Origin of the sequence: Sporosarcina sp. NPDC096371 (assembly GCF_044762865.1) — a bacterium.
Taxonomy (GTDB): domain Bacteria; phylum Bacillota; class Bacilli; order Bacillales_A; family Planococcaceae; genus Sporosarcina.
In genome coordinates, this window is the sequence record NZ_JBIWFE010000011.1 from 71,201 (window position 1) to 90,438 (window position 19,238).

General features: G+C 39.6%; 22 protein-coding genes. 9 read left to right on the top strand and 13 right to left on the bottom strand.

The features are described from left to right. Nucleotides 1-285 precede the first annotated feature (285 nt). Both ACIQ0H_RS20330 and ACIQ0H_RS20335 read left to right on the top strand, forming a co-directional pair. Entirely contained in the window at nt 286-1,500 is a 1,215-nt protein-coding gene (locus ACIQ0H_RS20330; RefSeq protein WP_403418922.1) for a trans-sulfuration enzyme family protein, read from the top strand. A 53-nt stretch (nt 1,501-1,553) separates the two neighbouring features. After that, nucleotides 1,554-2,579, top strand: a complete 1,026-nt coding sequence (locus ACIQ0H_RS20335; RefSeq protein ID WP_403418924.1) for a uroporphyrinogen decarboxylase family protein — start codon at nt 1,554-1,556, stop codon at nt 2,577-2,579. Between the two features lie 95 nt (nt 2,580-2,674). On the opposite strand, the gene ACIQ0H_RS20340 is transcribed toward ACIQ0H_RS20335, so the two are convergent. The 5 genes from ACIQ0H_RS20340 to ACIQ0H_RS20360 all read right to left on the bottom strand — a co-directional run bounded on the left by ACIQ0H_RS20340 (nt 2,675) and on the right by ACIQ0H_RS20360 (nt 7,922). After that, entirely contained in the window at nt 2,675-3,619 is a 945-nt protein-coding gene (locus tag ACIQ0H_RS20340; protein ID WP_403418926.1) for an AEC family transporter, read from the bottom strand. A gap of 80 nt (nt 3,620-3,699) precedes the next feature. Further along, entirely contained in the window at nt 3,700-4,872 is a 1,173-nt protein-coding gene (locus ACIQ0H_RS20345; RefSeq protein WP_403418927.1) for a M20 family metallopeptidase, read from the bottom strand. Nucleotides 4,873-4,892: 20 nt separating this feature from the next. After that, complete coding sequence (locus tag ACIQ0H_RS20350; protein WP_403418928.1) at nt 4,893-6,392, bottom strand: tripartite tricarboxylate transporter permease; 1,500 nt, start codon at nt 6,390-6,392, stop codon at nt 4,893-4,895. 21 nt (nt 6,393-6,413) lie between these two features. Then, nucleotides 6,414-6,860: a tripartite tricarboxylate transporter TctB family protein gene (locus ACIQ0H_RS20355; protein ID WP_403418930.1), complete on the bottom strand. Its 447-nt coding sequence runs from the start codon at nt 6,858-6,860 to the stop codon at nt 6,414-6,416. Between the two features lie 24 nt (nt 6,861-6,884). Further along, nucleotides 6,885-7,922 (bottom strand): tripartite tricarboxylate transporter substrate binding protein, encoded by a 1,038-nt coding sequence (locus ACIQ0H_RS20360; protein WP_403418932.1) that lies wholly within the window; start codon nt 7,920-7,922, stop codon nt 6,885-6,887. Nucleotides 7,923-8,090: 168 nt separating this feature from the next. Here ACIQ0H_RS20360 and ACIQ0H_RS20365 point away from each other — a divergent pair, with 168 nt between their 5' ends. After that, nucleotides 8,091-8,999 (top strand): LysR family transcriptional regulator, encoded by a 909-nt coding sequence (locus ACIQ0H_RS20365; protein ID WP_403418934.1) that lies wholly within the window; start codon nt 8,091-8,093, stop codon nt 8,997-8,999. A gap of 291 nt (nt 9,000-9,290) precedes the next feature. Then, nucleotides 9,291-10,079, top strand: coding sequence for a helix-turn-helix transcriptional regulator (locus ACIQ0H_RS20370; RefSeq protein WP_403418936.1), 789 nt, complete (start codon nt 9,291-9,293; stop codon nt 10,077-10,079). 28 nt (nt 10,080-10,107) lie between these two features. On the opposite strand, the gene ACIQ0H_RS20375 is transcribed toward ACIQ0H_RS20370, so the two are convergent. Both ACIQ0H_RS20375 and asnB read right to left on the bottom strand, forming a co-directional pair. Next, entirely contained in the window at nt 10,108-10,326 is a 219-nt protein-coding gene (locus ACIQ0H_RS20375) for a hypothetical protein (RefSeq protein ID WP_403418938.1), read from the bottom strand. 196 nt (nt 10,327-10,522) lie between these two features. After that, nucleotides 10,523-12,343 carry an asparagine synthase (glutamine-hydrolyzing) gene (gene asnB, locus ACIQ0H_RS20380; protein WP_403418940.1) on the bottom strand — a complete coding sequence of 607 codons (1,821 nt, stop codon included), beginning with the start codon at nt 12,341-12,343 and terminating at the stop codon, nt 10,523-10,525. Between the two features lie 224 nt (nt 12,344-12,567). Between asnB and ACIQ0H_RS20385 the strand changes: the two genes are divergently transcribed. Further along, on the top strand, nt 12,568-12,738 hold the full coding sequence (locus ACIQ0H_RS20385) for a hypothetical protein (RefSeq protein WP_403418942.1): 171 nt from the start codon (nt 12,568-12,570) through the stop codon (nt 12,736-12,738). Between the two features lie 69 nt (nt 12,739-12,807). Here the strand turns inward: ACIQ0H_RS20385 and ACIQ0H_RS20390 are convergent, their stop codons facing one another. The 3 genes from ACIQ0H_RS20390 to ACIQ0H_RS20400 all read right to left on the bottom strand — a co-directional run bounded on the left by ACIQ0H_RS20390 (nt 12,808) and on the right by ACIQ0H_RS20400 (nt 14,616). Continuing rightward, a complete protein-coding gene (locus ACIQ0H_RS20390; RefSeq protein ID WP_403418943.1) occupies nt 12,808-13,086 on the bottom strand; it encodes a DUF2564 family protein in 279 nt (92 codons plus the stop codon). Nucleotides 13,087-13,385: 299 nt separating this feature from the next. Next, nucleotides 13,386-13,757 carry a VOC family protein gene (locus ACIQ0H_RS20395; protein ID WP_403418945.1) on the bottom strand — a complete coding sequence of 124 codons (372 nt, stop codon included), beginning with the start codon at nt 13,755-13,757 and terminating at the stop codon, nt 13,386-13,388. A gap of 130 nt (nt 13,758-13,887) precedes the next feature. Then, entirely contained in the window at nt 13,888-14,616 is a 729-nt protein-coding gene (locus ACIQ0H_RS20400; protein ID WP_403418947.1) for a GNAT family N-acetyltransferase, read from the bottom strand. 414 nt (nt 14,617-15,030) lie between these two features. On the opposite strand from ACIQ0H_RS20400, the gene ACIQ0H_RS20405 reads away from it, so the two are divergent. The 4 genes from ACIQ0H_RS20405 to ACIQ0H_RS20420 all read left to right on the top strand — a co-directional run bounded on the left by ACIQ0H_RS20405 (nt 15,031) and on the right by ACIQ0H_RS20420 (nt 16,549). Continuing rightward, nucleotides 15,031-15,249 carry a DUF1659 domain-containing protein gene (locus ACIQ0H_RS20405; RefSeq protein WP_403418949.1) on the top strand — a complete coding sequence of 73 codons (219 nt, stop codon included), beginning with the start codon at nt 15,031-15,033 and terminating at the stop codon, nt 15,247-15,249. Nucleotides 15,250-15,315: 66 nt separating this feature from the next. After that, a complete protein-coding gene (locus ACIQ0H_RS20410) occupies nt 15,316-15,534 on the top strand; it encodes a DUF2922 domain-containing protein (protein ID WP_403418951.1) in 219 nt (72 codons plus the stop codon). Between the two features lie 203 nt (nt 15,535-15,737). After that, the gene (locus tag ACIQ0H_RS20415) at nt 15,738-15,866 is read left to right on the top strand and encodes a YvrJ family protein (protein WP_342508619.1); all 129 of its coding nucleotides are present in this window, start codon (nt 15,738-15,740) and stop codon (nt 15,864-15,866) included. Nucleotides 15,867-16,180: 314 nt separating this feature from the next. Then, nucleotides 16,181-16,549, top strand: a complete 369-nt coding sequence (locus tag ACIQ0H_RS20420) for a VOC family protein (protein ID WP_403418953.1) — start codon at nt 16,181-16,183, stop codon at nt 16,547-16,549. A 183-nt stretch (nt 16,550-16,732) separates the two neighbouring features. Here ACIQ0H_RS20420 and ACIQ0H_RS20425 read toward each other — a convergent pair whose 3' ends face one another. From ACIQ0H_RS20425 to ACIQ0H_RS20435, 3 genes are all read right to left on the bottom strand, one after another. Further along, nucleotides 16,733-17,281 carry a recombinase family protein gene (locus tag ACIQ0H_RS20425; RefSeq protein ID WP_403418963.1) on the bottom strand — a complete coding sequence of 183 codons (549 nt, stop codon included), beginning with the start codon at nt 17,279-17,281 and terminating at the stop codon, nt 16,733-16,735. A gap of 227 nt (nt 17,282-17,508) precedes the next feature. Then, nucleotides 17,509-18,156 (bottom strand): zf-HC2 domain-containing protein, encoded by a 648-nt coding sequence (locus ACIQ0H_RS20430; protein WP_403418955.1) that lies wholly within the window; start codon nt 18,154-18,156, stop codon nt 17,509-17,511. Next, nucleotides 18,146-18,643: an RNA polymerase sigma factor gene (locus ACIQ0H_RS20435; RefSeq protein ID WP_403418957.1), complete on the bottom strand. Its 498-nt coding sequence runs from the start codon at nt 18,641-18,643 to the stop codon at nt 18,146-18,148. The genes ACIQ0H_RS20430 and ACIQ0H_RS20435 overlap by 11 nt, the downstream gene beginning before the upstream one ends. Nucleotides 18,644-19,238 lie beyond the last annotated feature (595 nt).

Sequence of the window (19,238 nt, forward strand, 5' to 3'; positions counted from 1 at the left end):
CCTCCAACACAAACTTCATCCTCGCCCTGTAGAGTATCCATTGACCCCACACAACTTTTAAATAACTATAAACAACCAGTCAAATCGTGCCACAAACCCAATGACCCCAATCATTCGCTCCATGTTACTGCCCTTCATTTCAAATGCAATACTTCCATTTTTTAAAAATAAGCATTGACAGAATATTTAAATTAGGTAATGATTAGCTCAGTAAATAATATAATAGATTAATAAGTTTACAAAGTTATATACTTTGTGACTTAGATAATCTTTTAGGAGGTTACTATGAAAAGTTCATGGAGCACTGATACAAGTATCATCCACTCGTTGGATCAAGAAAATCGCCACACAGGTGTCATTTCCCAATCAATTACACCAGCAGTTGCTTACTCATTCTCGAATTCGGAAAATGCAGCTGCAGTCGTTTTAGGTGAAATTGAAGGTACTTACTACGGTAGATATGGCAATCCAACTACAAACGAACTTGAACGACAAGTTGCCAAATTAGAGAATGGAGAAGCCGCTTTGGGTGTAAGTAGTGGGATGGCTGCAATCTCCATTTCTTTACTTGCTTACCTTCAAAACGGCGACCACGTTCTTGTAACGAAAGATGTATATGGTGGGACATTCAGTTTCCTTAAAAACTTAGCCCCCCGCTTTGGCATTGGATATGACTACATTGATTGTACTGACCACGATATTGTCGAACGATCTATCAAAGAAAATACAAAAGTCTTGTATATCGAGACCCCTTCAAACCCTGGACTTACGGTTCTCGATATCAATGGGCTTTCTGCTATTGCTAAAAAAAATAACTTAACACTAATTATTGACAATACTTTCATGACTCCTTATCTCCAAAAGCCATTGGAAATGGGTGCTGATGTTGTTGTTCACAGCGGAACTAAGTATATGAATGGGCACGGAGATGTTATTGCTGGGTTTATTATTGGGAAGCAAACTGAAATTGCTATGATGAGGAAAAAAATCATGGGTGACTTAGGTCAAAACCTTAACGCTTGGGAATCTTATTTAATCATGCGAGGGTTAAAAACATTGCCGGTAAGAATGAAGAGGCACTGCGATAATGCACTTGCTATTGCAGAATTTCTTGAACAACACCCAGCGATCAAAAAGGTATCTTACCCGGGACTCGCATCGCATCCACAACATGAATTAGCTAAAAGACAAATGAAAGCTATGGGTGGAATTGTTTCTTTTGAATTAAAAGGTGGGCTATCATCTGGACAGCAATTTATCGATAATCTAAAACTCGGGCTAATTTCATTTAGTCTTGGCGATCCGGAAACATTAGTACAACACCCCGCATCAATGACACACTCATCTATTCCATCAGAAGAGCGTATTAAATACGGCATCACCGATGGATTAATAAGACTGTCGGCCGGATTGGAAGATTCCGATGATATCATTGCAGATTTAAAACAGTCCTTGGAGAAAATCGCAAATACACAAACGAGAGAACTACAGCACAATTAATAGGTATTCAATCCAATACAACTAAACTAACTTGTGGGAAAGGAAGATTTATAATGACTCAATCAAATACTGTTACCATCTCTACAGCTACCGAAAGACTTCAAGCAGTTCTAAATGGGGAAAACATCAATCAATCGCTCATTAGCCTTTGGAAGCACTTTCCTTTAGAAGACCGTACACATGACGCATTCGTTGAACGCACAATCTCATTCCAAGAAGAATTAGATCTTGATCTCATTAAGCTTAGCTATAACGGTTTATATGGTGTTGAAGATTGGGGCACAGCTATTAAATGGCCGACCGACCCACAAGTTGTTGGGCAAGTAACGGACCACCCTATCAAAACTGTTAAAGACTGGAATAATCTCAGCACACTACTAGTAGATAGTGGTGCCTTAAAGAGGGAACTCGATTATACGAAGGCAATTGTCGCTAAATATAAAGGAAAGGTTCCTATAATCGCAACTATTTTTAGTCCATTAACAATTGCTTGGAAACTATGTGGCGTAGAACTATTAGAACACTTAAAGGTCAATAGCGATGATTTGCATCGTGGGTTGGCTATCATTGCAAACACAACAACCAACTTCGCCAAAGAGTTAATCAACATAGGAGTTGACGGTTTCTTCTTTGCATCACAAGTCGCTGACTATGACAAAACCACTTGGAAAAGTTATGAATGCTTTGGAAAACGATATGATCTTATAATTTTGGATGAAATCAAAAATGATACTTGGTTTAACATCTTACACATCCATGGGTTAAGTCCTATGTTCGATCGACTTAAAGATTATCCTGTTCAAGCAATCAATTGGCATGATCGTACATCTAACATTAGTTTAAAAGATGCTAGGGCTTTAACAGACAAAATTCTAATTGGTGGAATTGAAGAAAATAATGTACTTAAAAATGGGACTGAAGAAGAACTGACGGCTCACTTCCAAGATGCATTAGCGCAAGTAGGAGATAACAAAATCATTTTTGCACCCGGATGTGTAATTCCCCTGAGTATTCCGGAAGAGAAGCTAAAACTAGCAAGAAATCTAATAGCTAAATTAGAAGTTGAAGAGAATAGTTAACACTCCGTTGCGTACAACTGTTTATACAAGAATTCTAAACTTTTTAAGCCCTAAGGAATTCCTTAGGGCTTTGTGTAATATGGATACTTAACCCTTCACCCACCCAACACAAACACATTCACCAAATAAATCATCAGCGGAATGGTCAATAAAGCCAAAACCGTCGATAATACCGTCGTAATGGCCCCGATATCTTCATCCGCTGAGTATTTTGCGAATAAGATCGATGCAAGTGTCAGCGTTGGCATCATCGATTGGATAAGCACGGTTTGAACGATGGCCAGATCCAAATGTAAAAACGTTATTAATATCGCCACGACTCCGGGTAGCAGTAATAATTTCACTGTAATCGGGAGCCACACTTTCGTACCGGATTCCTTCACTTTAGAACCTTTCAACGTCATGACCAGAATACCGATATAAAACATTGCGAGCGGTGCGGCAAGTGCAGCTAATTGGTCGACAAGGCTAATCATGATCGATGGCGGACTGTAATGAAAATAAGAAACAGTCAATCCGACTACAATCGCAATTATGGGAATGTTAATCATTGATTTGAATGTTTGGATACCAAAACTTCTCTTCTTTTGGAGCATCAAAACACCAACGGTCCAAATGGTAAAGTCGACACCCGCATCAAATATAGCAGCGTACAAAGCCCCTTCTGGACCAAGTAGTACAGCGCATAACGGTATACCTATAAATCCAGTATTCCCTAACCCGGACAACAGTGCCAATTCTCTCTTTTTCGTTGACTTCCTATAAAAAATCACCGAGAGTAACCAGCCAAGTCCAATTCCCGCAAGATTAATAAGGATAGACAAACAAAACACCAAAATGATCATCGTAAAGGTATTGTCGTTCATTTCTACATTAAAAATGCTTGATAAGATAATACACGGCATTGCTACATTTACGATTAAACTAATGAAAACACTTCGTGTATCTTCATTAAATGTAAAAGATTTCGAAAGGAATGCTCCAATGATGATCATGAACGAAATGATGACGATTGATTGTACAACTACACTTATTTCCATCTGCATTCCTACCTACTTCACTTATTCTATAAAAAGAGTACCATGCAATTTTTATTTACATGGTACTTTCATGGGGATGATTATTCTTTCAATGTATCCTGTGCAACTATTACAATCGAATTCGCCAGCAATTTCATACGTGGAAGAAATGTATCCAGTTCCATATATTCATCGACTGCGTGCCACTTCCCCCCTACTGCTCCCATTCCACAAATCGTCGGGATGCCAAGTGACGCGGTAAATCCTGCATCGGCCGCCCCTTTAGTCCTCTGTTCGGTGATAGGCAGGGCTAATCCTTTTGCAGCGTACTGAACAGTTTCATATAACTTCGTTACGCCTTCATGTTTCTCCATTGGTAAGATCCCAATGCCGCCGGACAATGTGCTTTTCGTTCCAGGTACAAAAGAAGTATCGACAATCCATTGTATTTGGCTATACAGTCCTTCGAAATCTTCCCTTCGCCAAAAACCAATATGAATCGTTGCAGTCGCATGGGGAGAAACAACGTTATTGCTGATCCCCCCTTCGATCTTCCCAAAATTGATCGTTACGCCAGCCTCAAGATCCATGAGTTGTTTGATTTTATTCATTTTCAGTGCAAGTTCATCATTTGCACTGATACCATCTTCTATAAATGCCCCAGAATGAGCTGCTTTCCCTTCGATTTCAATTTTCAGATGCGCCGAACCTTTTCTGGCAGTTACGACAGAACCATCAGGTCTAGCCGCTTCCAAATTAAATACGGCGAGGGCATCCTTTGCACGCTCTTCAATGACAGCCCTTGAAATCGGGGAACCTATCTCCTCTTCCGGTGTAAACAAGATCTCTATGTCACAAAGTTCATCCTGCGCGAATTCACGAACAGCAACGGCTGCATGAATCATACTGACGAGCCCCGATTTCATATCAGATACACCCGGTCCACGAAGAAGATTCCCCTCTATTTGAAATGGACGATTTTTCGTCGTTCCTTGTGGATGCGGCGTGTCTTGATGCCCCATCAATAGAATCTTGCCTTCTTTTTTCCCTTTTACCGTTGCAATAATATGATCGCCGAAGTCCTCGTTCTTCCGGACTTCATAGGGAATATTCGCTGCATCTAGCTGCCGTCGAATGACTTCACCCACTCGATTTACGCCTTCTTTATCATAAGTAAAACTATCAATATTGACGATTTCTTCAAGAAAAGCAAGCGCATCATCTTGTTTACTTTCTAAATAGTCATTGATATCGTTTAGTGCGCTGTTGACCATATACAAGTTGCTCCCCACCCTTACCCTTTTTCTATCACTTTGTCATTTTTGAATTTCTTAAATTCATTAAACGCTATTTTCGCAATAACGAGGAACGTTACAGATAAGATCACAAGGCTCACCGGTCTTGTTAAAAAGATCGTCAAATCTTGTTGGGATAAAAGCATAGAGCGTCTGAAATTGGTTTCCGCTATCGGTGCTAATATTAACGCCAACAGCAAAGGCGCAAGTGGCAATTCAACTTTTAGCATTAGATATCCTACTAGTCCAAAGAACAACATAATGAGCACGTCAAACGTCGAGTTAGCAATCGAATAGGATCCCAAAATACAAAGCACGACGATAAGAGGCATTAAGATCCCTTCTGGAATACGTAGCAATTTAGGGAATATTTTCGTAGCACCTAATCCCAAGAAGAGCATGAATATATTCGCGATAATTAAAGCCGCAAAGATTCCATAGACAACGTCGCCGTTTGTTGTAAACAGCATTGGCCCCGGCGTTAATCCTTGAATCATTAAGGCTCCGAGCATAACTGCCGTAATGACATCTCCAGGAATCCCTAATGTCAAAAGAGGAACCAATGCGCCGCCTGTCACAGCACTATTCGCTGATTCTGTTGCAGCAATTCCATCAATATTACCTTTTCCAAACGAAGATTTATCTTTTGCCGCGCGTTTCGCTTCGTTGTAAGCGACAAACGAAGCCACACCTGAACCAGTAGCAGGAATAATACCGATAAACGTTCCGATAGCAGATGACCTTAAAAGGTTAAACCAGTTTCTCTTCAAATCAGCAGCTTTCATTCCGACTGAAGAAGAACTTATCTTACTTTTCAATTGTTCACTTTTCCCTTCAATCCTCGTTAATACTTCAGAAATCGCGAACAAGCCGACAAGCGCTGGTACAACATCAATACCGTTTAATAGATTGACATTGCCGAAAGTAAATCTATTCGTACCATTGATAGGGTCCATCCCGATGGTTGCAATGAACAACCCAATGAGTCCCGCGATGACACCTTTTAATAACGACTTTCCGGATACCCCCGCCACAATCGACAAGCCAAATATAGCCAAGGCGAAATATTCTGGGGGACCAAAAGTCAAAGCGACTTTTGCCAATTGGGGAGAGATGAAAATTAAAACGATACAACTAAATATCCCCCCTATTACGGAAGCAACCGTCGTCATCGTCAGCGCTTTCTTTGCTTCACCTTTCCGTGTAAGTGCTGGTCCTTCCAATAACGCAGCCGCCGCAGCAGCTGTTCCTGGCGTGCCGACTAAAATGGCAGTAATCGAGCCTGCATATACCGCACCTACGTAGACCCCTAAGAGTGCACTGAATGCAACAACAGGTGGAATACCAAAAGTAAGCGGGATAAGTAAGGCAAGTCCCATTGTTGCGGTCAGTCCAGGCAACGCTCCAAAAACGATTCCTAACGCAACCCCTGCCAAATTAGCAAGAAGTGCAACTGGAGCGAGTGCAAAAAGTATACCTGCAATTGCATCTGGGGACATATGCGTCCCTCCTTTTTTAATTTATGGTAGTGGAACTTTGAAGAAAAATGAAAATAAGAAGTATAAGGCAATCGGTATCACAATGGATGTTGTACTTAGTAAAGCAATCTTTCTGATACCGAATGCCCACTGGCCAATAAATAAGAACACAATTGTAGAAATGATGAAACCTGCAACGAAAAACAGTAAAACGTAGCCAATTAAGATGAAAACAAATATAAGGACTGTGAAAACGACACTTTTGTCCAATCCAAGGTATTCTGTACTTTTTTTATACCTGCGTATTGCGTTCACAACCAATATGAGTGATGTAATCGCTAGTAATGAAAGGACCAACTTCGGAAAAAAGTCTGGTCCATATTTCATTGCAACATTTGGACTCGCAAGATCAGTCGCCATGACATACCCGATAATGGAGAACAACAATAATACGATGCCTGTGGAAATATCACTAATTTCTTTTTTCATCATTTAATATCTCCCTTTGTCGAATTACTTTTGATTCAACGCCTGAATGACTTTAGCATTTTTTTCATTCTCTTCTTTGACCTTCTCTGTAAATTGTGCTGAATCGAGATATTGAATAGGAAGACCTGCATTATCAAATTGCTTTTTGACTGCTTCATCTTCTAATGCTTTTTTTATGCTTGCATCCAATATATTTACGATTTCCTCCGGTGTATCCTTCGGTGCCATAATACCGAACCAAGCACCTTGCCCGACTAATTGATAACCGAGTTCTTTAAAAGTGGGAACGTCAGGTAAATCTTTTAGTCGTTCATCCGACGTTACTGCAACGATTTTCAATCCGCCACTCTCTTCGTGGGGAATAATTTCAGAAATTGTATTCATAGTGGCAGTCACATGGTTGCCTAATAATGCACTCACAGCCTCGGCTCCACCTTCAAACGGGATATGTTCCATATCTGCACCTTGAATTTGATTCAAGAAATCAGACATCACAATATGCTGATGCAATCCCGCGCCTGTCGTTCCAAACGTTGCTTTTCCTGCATTTTTTCCTGCGTAATCTAATAACTTATCTAGTGATTGAATGGTTGATTCACCATTCACAGCCAGACCATATGGCGCCTCAGAAACTTGAGCGATTGGAAAAAAGTCTTCCGTTACGTTATATCCGACTTGATTTGCATTCGGGGTGAGTGTTGAAGGACCAACCGCCGTTAAAATAATGGTATATCCATCGGCTTTCGAACTTTTAACAGCGTTCATGCCAGTCGCTCCTGCTCCGCCTGCCCTTGACACCACGTTCACAGCTTGCCCCAGTTGTTTTTGAAGTGATTCTCCAATAAGCCTCGCTTGGATATCTGCACTTCCTCCAGCCGCATAAGGGATGATTAGGGTTATTGGACGTTTTGGATAGTCCGCCCCATCTTTTGAAGCGCTTACATTTACGGAATCATTACTACACCCTGCTAATACAACAAGTAGTGCACTTACTACTAATACAAGTAGTGTTCTACCTTTCAATAACATCTCATTTCCCCCTTTTTTAATACGTTTCGACATTTCCCCACACCTTCCTTCACTTTTCGCTAATATACTCGCTAGAAGTATTCCAAAAGAGTTGGACTTGTCGTAATATTATATCAACCCTATATAAATGTGAAATATATAATAAGAGTAATCTATATACCTTTTATGTATATAAGAGACTATCTAAGAAGGAATGATGACATGGACATGCAAAAATTGAAATACTTTATAGCAATTGTTGAGCACGGAACCATCTCCAAAGCAGCGATGGCCCTCAACATGACGCAGCCACCATTAAGTATGTCTATTAAAAGTTTCGAAGAAGAGATAGGCGTACAATTATTTAAACGGATGGGGAAACGCTTGCATTTAACAGATTCGGGGAAGTTGCTCTACGATAGGGGAAAAGAACTGCTCGCATCCTCCATGGCGATTATCCAAGAAGTTCATGAACATGATCAAGGCATGCGTGGACATGTGACAATCGGCTGCTCAACGGTAGCAAATCTCACAATTATTCCAGAAGTAGTGAAGCGGTTAAATGAACGATCTATCCAAATCACCATTCAAGTCAAAGAAGGAAACGCAGCTTATATTCTAGAGCAGTTACGCTATCATAAAATGGATATAGGCATTGTAAGAAATATTTTTGATAAGGCAGACCTCCATACAACGGCACTCTTAACCGAGCGACTATTAGTGGCATTACCACCTGATCATCCTCTTGCAGGCGAGGCATCCATCAACCTAGAAGACTTGAGAAATGAAAACTTTCTCTTGCAACATACAACGTTTGGACATGGAATTTCAGATTTCATTTTGGATGCCTGTCAAACTCAAGGATTCACGCCCAATGTAATCTACTGGGGAACTGAAACATTACCCATGTTAAGCATGGTGAAAAGAGGATTAGGCATCGCCTTCTCCCCTATGTCTTTTGCTAAGTTGACGGACTTTAATTTACCTCCCTTACTCGAATTGACCAGGCCTGTCGTGCATACACAATTGAATTTAGTCACACTAAAAAACAGCGTAAAAAAGGCAGCCACTGAACAGTTTTTAGAAATCACAAAAGAAGTCATAGAAGAACTGAACGTTGCTTTGAATTGAACTTTATATTATGAAAAAGTGCTAATGGTTGGGTTTCCGTCACTCAAGCGCTTACTAAATAAAGAAATACCCTAGCTACACGTTGATGCGTGTGGCTAGGGTATTTCTTTATAGATAAGGACACTAATTCCGAAATGATAGGTTGCACACTTAACCAGATACCATTCCTTCCTCATTAGTAAGCATTTCTCCCCAAAAGCAAAGAAAAACCCCATTTTTAAAATTAATTTCACAAATGTGTATCCGATTGCATGATTTCCTTCTATCTAAAGAATAAAGGGGACTATAATCATGACCACTTACCTAACAAACTACGCACACTTCACAAACAAGCACGATATGGACGAAGCAGCCAATCGACACCTGACAGCCAACTGGAATGACCTGAACAACACGGACCGAAAAGTACTCGATATGATCCGCCGCTACTCCGTTAAATACGGGGCCGCCCATTTGAAACACGACACCATCGCAACAACTGTGGACAAGTCCAACGTCACCGTCCGCCGTGCCATCCGCAAGTTAGAAAAGCTTGGCATCATCGAACGTATCCATTATATCCGTCCCATCATGAATGGACTTGGCGCTAACATTTACACTATTTTACCCTTCCATGACCAGTCGAAAATGACCACACCAGAAGAAGTGGCAAAGCCTTGTGACAGTAAGCCACAAGTGGACAATCCCGAAACTGAACCGTTATTTTCTAAATCTATAATTACTAAAGATCTTAAGAGAACGTCTCCTGCGGAACAGTCTCCTACAACACTGTTTGGGAGGATTAAGTTACTTTTATCCACAACACTTGGGGAAGATTCATTGGCACGCCGTTTATTCGGCGTCTACCGTGCACAGTCCCTTCGTTTGTTGAAGTTCAGTATCTACGAGGATAAGAATGAGTTATTTGAGGATCTAGCCATCCAAGCCCTTCGCATCGCTGTTCAAGCAACCAAGCGCAAGGACATCCGGAATATCCCGGGCTATTTTGATGGCGTCTTGCGTGAGTTGATTGATAAGGCGTTATTTGGCGAGATTTTTAAGGAGTATGATACGCCGTTTGAAGGGTTTTTCTGTAAATAAATAGCGATGGGGCTGTTTATTTTGCGTGCTAACTTTTCAAATGCGTGATTGGTTGGACGTTTTGTGCTTTTCGTTGGACACTTGTGCAATTGTTGGACGCTTTGTACTTTTCGTTGGACACTTTGCGCTCTTTGTTGGACGCTTTGTACTTTTCGTTGGACACTTTGCGCTCTTTGTTGGACGCTTTGTATTTTTCGTTGGACACTTTGCGCTCTTTGTTGGACACTTTGTACTTTTCGTTGGACACTTGTGCAATCGTTGGACGCTTTTGCTCCCCTTCAATATGCGAATAAACTTATGGAACCATTCCTACGTAACATCGCAAAAGTCAACCCAATGCTCAAATTGCAAAACCACCAACAACATCGAAAAACGACCTCATCCTATGGATAAAGCCGTCTTCGTAAATCAGGTAATTTCGTTATAACCATATCTCTAAACGCTCAATTAAAATATTTCTTGTGCCAAACTAAGAACGTAAAGATGGTCCATACTTTTCGTCCATTATTCACTTTACCTTTGTAGTGATCATTTAACAAATCCAAAATGGCCTGCTGATTAAAAAATTCGGCCGCCTCTACACTTTCAAAGTAAGCCTTGATTTTCAAATAATATTTTTCTTCCCGAATCCAATGGCGAATAGGTACAGGGAATCCGATTTTTTTACGGTTCGAACATTCCTCTGGCAACGTTCGTTTTGCAGCGATCCGAAATGCATATTTCGTTTCAATATCATGTACGCGATATTTAGTAGGCACTTTTGAAGCAATTTTCATGACTTCACGGTCTAAAAATGGCATCCGTACGTCAATTGAATGTGCCATGCACATCTTATCTGCTTTCAATAAAATATCATCCGCCAGCCAAAGATTTAAATCTAAATACTGCATTTTTGTCACATCGTCTTCACCCTTCACTTGGTCATAAAAGGGTTTCACGATTTCTTTTACGGTAGGTGTGTTGGTATAGGGACTTGTTAAAATTTTACTCACAGCTTTTTCTTCAAATATTTTTGCCTGTCCAATAAACCACTCCTCTGGTGAAAGTCCACCTTTTATCAAGAAATTCTTTCCCCTTACCTCAGGTAAATGTTTGGACAGAAGACCTAAAGGCTTGCGAACTGAAAGTAGGAGTTTTTTATATTTCTTCATTAAGACAGTAGAATCGTACTCAGCGTATCCGCCAAATAATTCATCAGCACCTTCTCCAGAAAATACGACCTTAGCATCACGACTTGCAAGCTCCGCCAAAAAATACAACGGCACGATTGATGGATCTGAATGAGGTTCATCCATCATATATTGAATGTCCTCCAATTTCTCAAAGATGAGATCTGGATCTAAAATTGCATTACTATTTTCAATACCCAATTCATTGGATAATTTCCTTGCATTATCGATTTCAGAGAAGTTTTGGTGATCAAAGCCCACCGTAAATGTTTTTTCCGGGTTCAACACAGATACGACATAACTCGAATCAACGCCACTTGATAAAAAGGAACCCACTTTTACTTCACTCGTTTGATGTGCATGTATTGATTCTCTTACCGTTTGATCGATTTCTTCTACAATCTCTTCGAATGATTGATCTATTGGATTGAACTCTGGAGACCAATAACGCTGGGTATTAATTTGTCCGTCCACATACGTCATATAATGCGCTGCCGATAATTTAAAAACGCCTTTAAAAAAGGTTTCGTTTAATACCGAAAACTGAAACGTTAAATAAGGCTTCAAAGCTTTTTCATTTAATTCTTTATTGAAGTGAATATGTGGCAAAAAGCTTTTAATTTCCGAGCCAAAAAATAGCGTACCATTCATATGTGCATAATAAAATGGTTGAATGCCAAACATATCACGTGCACCAAATAGTTTTTTGTTTTTTCGATCCCAAATCACAAATGCGAACTTACCACGTAATTTCTCTGGCAAACTTTCCCCATACTCTTCATAGCCGCGAATGAGTACTTCGCCAACTGTATGCTTGTTGAACACATAACCAGCAGAAATAAGTTTCTCCTTTAGCTCGTGGGCATTATAAATTTCCCCAGTAAAAGTTAAAACAAATGATTCATCCTCCGTGTAATACGGCTGACTGTCATCCCCTACACCCATATTGCTTAAACGGCGCAATCCAAGTGCTGCTTCGTTTTCTGAAAACATAACCGATGAGTCAGGACCTCGATGAATGATATTATCCATCATGCTTTCTAAAACAACTGATGCATTGCTTGTTTCCCCTATAAACCCTGTAAATCCACTCATCTGTTACTACCCCATTCGCTTTTTAATAATCGCATTAGTTATTTTAAATGACTTAGACGTTTTCAATATATCCCCCAAATTCTTGTGTACCAAACCTGATTATGTAGGTGCTTTTATATCTTCTGACTAAATTGAATAACACCATGTTTTTTGCAAAAATCATAAGTTCAACATCGCTTATGTTTGCAAACCATTGATACAACTGCTCTTATAGTAGTATTTCTGTGGATTTAGCCATCCAGGCCCTTCACATTTCCGTTCAAGCCACAAAGCGCAAAAACATCCGGAATATCCCCGGCTACTTCGATGGCGTCTTGCGTGAACTCATTGATAAGGCGTTATTTGGTGAGATTTTTAAGGAGTATGATACGCCGATAGAAGGGGGGTTCTGGTGAAAGGTACCAAGTTCTGAAACAATTATGAGTTGTTTTAGAACCCGGCACCCAAAAACCTGCAGGGGTGGCTTACTGCTCGTCCATAATTCCACGGACTTCGTTCAATTGCTGCTTCATCGTGTCTAATTTTTCTTTGTTTTGTGGAACTGCATCCATATTCTCATTGTGCTGTTCTGCATTCGCATATGCTTTTTCCGCGCGTGATATGGAATTGAAAGCATGCTCAACGGCTATCTCTTCTGGATGTGACATTGCTTGCTTCACCGCACGATCCGCCTTCTGAACAGAGTTGCTAAAAAAATTGCTTGGATGATCTTGTTTCCAACTTGTTTCTGAGTCCTTACCCATTTATACCTCTTCCCTTCATGCTTATAAGATAAGTTACGGAAGGCTTAGTATTGTAAAGTATCCTGAAATTATGCATGGACTGAGGATAGCAAATAGGATCGCACGCAATTTTTCTATTAATGAATTCGATCAGCACTATAAATTCTTAATGAAAAGGTACCTGGTTCTAAATAATTTCAATTTGTTTAGAACCAGGTACCTTATACGTGAAATACTTAAAATACGGGTTGTCGCACACCCATACATGCGCCCAAATGCACATTTTATAGGGACGCCATGCAAAAGCGATTTAAATCGTTTTATCTATGTTGATCGACAAGGATCGGGTTGCCGTCTGGGTCTTCAATGATAAAGCTGCCTGGTCCTTCTGATGTTACGTCAACTTCAGTAACAAAAGATATACCCTTTTCACGAAGTTCTTCCTGTAAAACTCTAACATCCTTAAACGGATTTACTTCTTCGGTTTTGTTGTTCCATCCCGGGTTGAAGGTTAACATACTTTTGTCAAACATCCCCTGAAATAATCCGATCGTACAATCGTCATTCTGCATGATTAACCAATTATGCTCCATTTTTCCGCCAAAAACGTGAAATCCAAGCTTTTCATAAAACTCTTTAGATGCTTTTATATCTTTTACAGTTAAACTTAAAGAAAAGTTTCCTATGCTCATATTGATTCTCCTCATCGTCTTTTTTTTCGTTAAAGCCCCATTGAATAATACCCCTAATAGGAGTATACACACAGTTGAACCATCCCACACAAGAGCTTGAATCACAAGAATTTAATAGTACGTCGGACTCTCAGTCAGTGGAATCAGGCGAAATGACTTCCCACTTTCCAAACAGCGTCAAACCCGCTGCTTTAGCCAGCGACGCAGATGCCTTGTTATCCAGCCGACAGCGGTACTGGGGTTCGTATCCCTGATCATAGGCGTACTTGCTGATAGAACGTACTACTTTGCGGGCATGCCCCTTTCCTCTAAAAGGCTTCAGAGTCAGTATGCCCAGATCGGCGATTCGCGCATTCTTCCAAGGGTACATGCTGGAAGCACTGACCAGCCGGTTTTGCTCAAAAGAGCCGAAAACCACCCAGTGATCCAATTCCACATAAGCTTCATCCAAATCTTGTTCCGTGGCAGAAGACTGGAACTCAGAGAACACCGCATCATCTTGCTCGGTTAACTGGCGCAAGTCACCTTCCATGTTTTCTTCCAGCAATACGTTCTTTTCCGCTTCTGAAAAATAAAAAAGATAATCTGCCCCATGCAGAGTGACTCCCGCTTCCTTCAATTTTCGGCGAAAAGTCGACTCGGACAAATCTTGTTGTTGATGAAGGCCTACCTTATCAGCCAACATAGGTGTCAGGACCGCCATAACCCGGCCGTCGGAAGTTTCCAGCACCATGGCCCGACGATTTTCGCTTAGGTCAGGGTTGGTGGCGACCGTAAAAACATCATCGCTATAGAGGACGTCTCCTTTTAAAAATGGCGTCCGCCAAAAGTCAGTTATGATCTGTGAAAATAAAGGCATACCTCTTCCCCCTTATAATAGAGACTCTAAATAAAAATACCATATCAAGGGAAAATGTAAACAACCTGTCTGATTTTTTAATCTCTTTCGTTTTTCTAAAAACAGGGCGAAGGAGACGTAGCCTTAATAAGTGATTCAAATCCTAAAATAGTTCCATATAGACGTCTCCATCAACCAATCCATCTATTACTCTATACAGATCTTGGTTTATGCTCCGCAGTCATCAACGCGGCTTGAACGATAGCTTTGTCATAAGCAAACGCTCCAATCAAATAGTGATAACTCCCCCGCCTCCGAGTAAAGCTACAGCACAGCCAAATGCATTGTAAATATGCACATCTGAAAAATATGTACAAATCATGTATCCCTTTCCCCTCTTTTATTCTATCTAAAGGGTGAAGGGAGGTGATTCACATGGCAGCAATCGAATTCAAAAACGCAACCGCAAAAGTCTACTTTGACGGTGGACAAACAGAAGAAGGCAAACTCATCCGCAAATCAAAAACGTACCGCAATATCGTGAAAAACGCAGAGGCGGACAACCTTTACGCAGCGCTGGAACAACTTGCACAGTTATCGGAGTTCCCGTTCATCGGTGCAGAAGTCGTAGAAACATCAACCGTCAACAACTAATCAAAAAGGCATTGGGGCCCTAATCCAAAGGGGCACAACACCTAAACAAAAAAGGGGGAATAGAAAATGGCAAAGACATTACAATTAAATTTCAGTACGGCGACCGGCAAAAAAGTGACACTATCGGTGGATGAACCCCGTGCAGATTTAACCGCGCAAAACGTAGACGCGGCGATGCAGGAAATCATCGCTGCGGGAGTCTTCGAAGTGGACGGTGCTCCGCTAGAAACGGCTGTAGGCGCCCGCATCGTCGAACGCAACGTCACTGAACTTGCAAACGCATAACACCATGAAATGACCGGTTCACCAGTTTTCGGACTGGGGAACCGGTTTTTCTCATCTAGACTCCGGGCGCCAGATGCTCGGGGTCATAAGTCAGATTGGCTATTGGGCAAAGAACGCCCCTTCGCCAAATCTGTCTTATGCCTGTCGCCCCTGACCAAGACGCTTCCGCTTTCGTTATGTAGCCAAAGAGAGGAGGTAACGAAATGGAACAATGGATGAGCCTTATACAAGAAATCGGTTTCCCGATATTCGTATCATTCTATCTTTTGCACCGGCTCGAAACAAAACTTGTCGCGATACATGATGTACTACTGTCGTTGAAAATGAAATAAAAACCGCATCGTACATCAGCATGAGAAAAGAGCAATCGGGATGATCCGATTGCTCTTTTTTGTCTCCACTGCTGCGCAGTTTGTTCCGTATGTGCAACAAAAAAAGCCAACCTAAAGTTGACTCACCTTGTTAAACTAAAGCACCACGTTAGCCAACCATGAAGCGTAAAAGCAGCACTTCACCAAAAAATATGAAAGGTGATTAAGTTCTTTCATGGGAGTTGAAGAAGATAATCGAGTGATTTTTTTATATAAAGGATTCTCACTAACGTGTGTAGAATATTTATAGTAATACTAAAAATAGGTGGGATAAAATGGTGAATCAGGTTTGTGTTATAAGTATTTACGTGCCAAATTTAAACAGAGCAATAGACTTTTATACCAATACTTTAGGTTTTGAATTAAACAAGCAGTATGGGCCTAACATTGCATCACTTGTACACGGAGAGTTACCAATTATTTTAGAGGAGAACAATAATACAACCTTTAATCAAGATAATAAAATTACAGGTGTTGTATTAGGATTGCGAACTGAAGATATTTATGAAACCGTTAAATTCTTAAAAGAGAATAAAGTAGATTTTATTGTAGATGAACCAACTAATTGTCCTCCAGGAAAATATATTAGTTTCAAGGACCCCTTTGGAAATATTTTAGAATATCTCCAATTTGAAAATATGTAACAAACATTAAAAGTTCAACATAATTGTTGAACTTTTTTTATCTCCTTTTATAACTAAACTGCTCCGTTAGTTCAATAAGGAAAACCGAAATAATTACATTTTGGATCAACTTTTCTTAAACAGTAACTCTTTCTTTATAACGGTACAACTTTTTTTCAAATATACAGTACCCATCTTTCTGATTTATTGTTTTTCTAAATAGCGATAAATCGTAGTACGAGACACTCCCCACTTTGCTGCGACATCCTTTATAGGTGTACCACTTTCAATAAGCGATTTCATCATTTCTATGTTTTTTGTACCGAACTTCTCTGGTCTACCACCGAGCCTTCCCCTGGCTCTAGCTGCGTCCCTACCTGCTGCCGATCTTTCTTCAATTAAATTACGTTCAAATTCAGCAAATGCAGCGAATAAGTGAAACATCAAATGTCCTGTTGCATTACTTTTGTCCATTGTTAGACTTTCTTGCAGACTATGAAAGCTAATACCATGTTCATTTAAGTTGTTAACGATTTGAATTAAATCTTGCATATTTCGCCCTAGTCGATCTAATCGCCAAACGACAATTGTATCACCTTCATGTGCATAATGAAGTGCTTCCTCTAAACCAGGACGTTGTTTTTTTGTCCCACTAATTTTATCGTGAAACATTTTCGAACAACCATGTTGCTTTAACGCATCTGTTTGTGAATCTAAATTTTGTAATCCTGTCGACACCCGTGCATATCCAATTAACGCTAATAATCACTCTTTCTCATTTTCACTCTAATTTGTTTGTAACATAAGATAAAAACGAATAGGTTATTGAACACAGAATAATGAACAGGGTTTTGTTACATAAAAAATAAAAAAACACTATCCTTTTCTAACCGAAAAGGATAGTGTCCAGAAAAGGACGAGTTTTGGAACAATAATCTCAGGTTAATGTAGCAGCTAGTTCTTTCTTATTCATGTTCATATCATTTTCTTTTATCTTCTGGATCGTATAAATCCTTTAATCGTATCTCTTCCGTACTGTTTTTATATTGAATGAGTATTTTGTCTTCATCTGTAAGTTTCATTTCTTCACCATTGCCTAGTATTAATGTGTTTGCATCTAAAAATGTAAACGTGACAGGACTTCCATCTTTTAAAATCCTGGCTGGTTCTGAAAGATCATTCCATTTTTCATAAATAATGATCTCATAGATATACTTCTGTCCCCTAAAATTCATTGGTAAAATATATCGATTGTCATTTTTCGTTTGAAAGGACAGCGTAACCATTGTACCTTGTTGTTTGACGGTTGTTTGCACATTTTTTTCATTTGCAATCCACATTTGGTCGAAGAAGAAGAAACAGCCAATGAAAATGGATAGTAGTGATCCTACAATAATGAAAATCTTTTTTCTGTTTTTTGATCGTACCTTTTTAAAAAAGTCGATACCTTTCTCCTCCTTTTTTTGCTCATGGGTATGTTCTACCAACAAATCTTCCTGCATGTCCTTTACATACTGTCGGCAATCCTCACATTGTTCCATATGTTTTTCGATTTCATTATTTGTTTCTTCGCTTGTTAAATTTTCTATGTAGCTCGGGACTAAATCTCTAAATACACTATGATTCATAATCTTCCCCACCTTTTCCAATTTGTTGTTTTGCTCGGTAAAATGTTACTCTTGCCCAGTTTTCTGTTCCGCCTAAAATGGAGCCAATCTCTTTAAAAGATAAATCCCCTAATAATCTGAGATAAAGTATTTCACGTTTAATGTCACTCAGTTGTTGAGCTTTTTTATAAAAACTAATTTTGTCTTCATTTTTAAAATATTCATCTTCTAAATTATAAGAAATAGGCGTTTCATCACTTAATGAGTTCACCAACTTGTGCTTGTTTTTTTCGCGATTCATTTCTTGTAACCAAACGTTTTTGGCGATTGAACATAGCCATGTTGAAAATTTTGCTTTTCCGTTATGATGAAAGTTGTCAATGGACTTAATGGCTTGATAGAACGTCTCTTGCGTTAATTCTTCAGCAGATTGACCATCATGTGTAAGGGTTAATAAATACCTAAAAATAAAGTCCCCATATTCTTGATATATATTTTCTTTATCCACGATTTACCTCCTTTCTAATGAGAATTTTGCTATTCTGAACCAAGATTTTTGAAAGTCAATCATCTATATATCCAGAAATTTGTTGATTCGTTACAACAATTTTTATTTTTGTACCTAAATCATTTTATCTTATCATTTCAACCAAAGAAAATTGATCGGAATATTATAAAGTATTTTTATTGCACGAAACTTAAATAGCTATCATTTCTTTGTAATCGTCAAATAGCGCCCACCTGTTACTCAGGGGGCGCTATTGTTATGCTACCTATAAAATAAGTTTGCTAGCGATAGTTGGAATCACTACATTTGTTTCATCTATTACTAATTCACCTTTCAGTTCTGTTAGCAATATCATTAGGCTTGTTCTTTTTGCATCCAAGGGGGTTGGTCTTTCACACCTACCCGCCCTAAAACTCTAGATGTTGAGAAACAATTACCCTTGAACTAACCTGCACAGTTAGTTCAATAAGAAAAAGAGCTGCTTTAGCAACTCGATGATCTTAAACTAAACATACTAAGATTAGTAGTACAGGCCAAGGCATTGGTTTGTACTACTTTTTTTATATAGTAGAGGTGAAGAACAGGTCGTGGGTGC

What these genes read in the sequence shown, in the direction of transcription:
- ACIQ0H_RS20330 (WP_403418922.1), top strand. Translation starts at nt 286, where the DNA reads ATGAAAAGTTCATGGAGCACTGATACAAGTATCATCCACTCGTTGGAT.
- ACIQ0H_RS20335 (WP_403418924.1), top strand. Translation starts at nt 1,554, where the DNA reads ATGACTCAATCAAATACTGTTACCATCTCTACAGCTACCGAAAGACTT.
- ACIQ0H_RS20340 (WP_403418926.1), bottom strand. Translation starts at nt 3,619, where the DNA reads ATGGAAATAAGTGTAGTTGTACAATCAATCGTCATCATTTCGTTCATG.
- ACIQ0H_RS20345 (WP_403418927.1), bottom strand. Translation starts at nt 4,872, where the DNA reads ATGGTCAACAGCGCACTAAACGATATCAATGACTATTTAGAAAGTAAA.
- ACIQ0H_RS20350 (WP_403418928.1), bottom strand. Translation starts at nt 6,392, where the DNA reads ATGTCCCCAGATGCAATTGCAGGTATACTTTTTGCACTCGCTCCAGTT.
- ACIQ0H_RS20355 (WP_403418930.1), bottom strand. Translation starts at nt 6,860, where the DNA reads ATGAAAAAAGAAATTAGTGATATTTCCACAGGCATCGTATTATTGTTG.
- ACIQ0H_RS20360 (WP_403418932.1), bottom strand. Translation starts at nt 7,922, where the DNA reads ATGTCGAAACGTATTAAAAAAGGGGGAAATGAGATGTTATTGAAAGGT.
- ACIQ0H_RS20365 (WP_403418934.1), top strand. Translation starts at nt 8,091, where the DNA reads ATGGACATGCAAAAATTGAAATACTTTATAGCAATTGTTGAGCACGGA.
- ACIQ0H_RS20370 (WP_403418936.1), top strand. Translation starts at nt 9,291, where the DNA reads ATGACCACTTACCTAACAAACTACGCACACTTCACAAACAAGCACGAT.
- asnB (WP_403418940.1), bottom strand. Translation starts at nt 12,343, where the DNA reads ATGAGTGGATTTACAGGGTTTATAGGGGAAACAAGCAATGCATCAGTT.
- ACIQ0H_RS20390 (WP_403418943.1), bottom strand. Translation starts at nt 13,086, where the DNA reads ATGGGTAAGGACTCAGAAACAAGTTGGAAACAAGATCATCCAAGCAAT.
- ACIQ0H_RS20395 (WP_403418945.1), bottom strand. Translation starts at nt 13,757, where the DNA reads ATGAGCATAGGAAACTTTTCTTTAAGTTTAACTGTAAAAGATATAAAA.
- ACIQ0H_RS20400 (WP_403418947.1), bottom strand. Translation starts at nt 14,616, where the DNA reads ATGCCTTTATTTTCACAGATCATAACTGACTTTTGGCGGACGCCATTT.
- ACIQ0H_RS20405 (WP_403418949.1), top strand. Translation starts at nt 15,031, where the DNA reads ATGGCAGCAATCGAATTCAAAAACGCAACCGCAAAAGTCTACTTTGAC.
- ACIQ0H_RS20410 (WP_403418951.1), top strand. Translation starts at nt 15,316, where the DNA reads ATGGCAAAGACATTACAATTAAATTTCAGTACGGCGACCGGCAAAAAA.
- ACIQ0H_RS20415 (WP_342508619.1), top strand. Translation starts at nt 15,738, where the DNA reads ATGGAACAATGGATGAGCCTTATACAAGAAATCGGTTTCCCGATATTC.
- ACIQ0H_RS20420 (WP_403418953.1), top strand. Translation starts at nt 16,181, where the DNA reads ATGGTGAATCAGGTTTGTGTTATAAGTATTTACGTGCCAAATTTAAAC.
- ACIQ0H_RS20430 (WP_403418955.1), bottom strand. Translation starts at nt 18,156, where the DNA reads ATGAATCATAGTGTATTTAGAGATTTAGTCCCGAGCTACATAGAAAAT.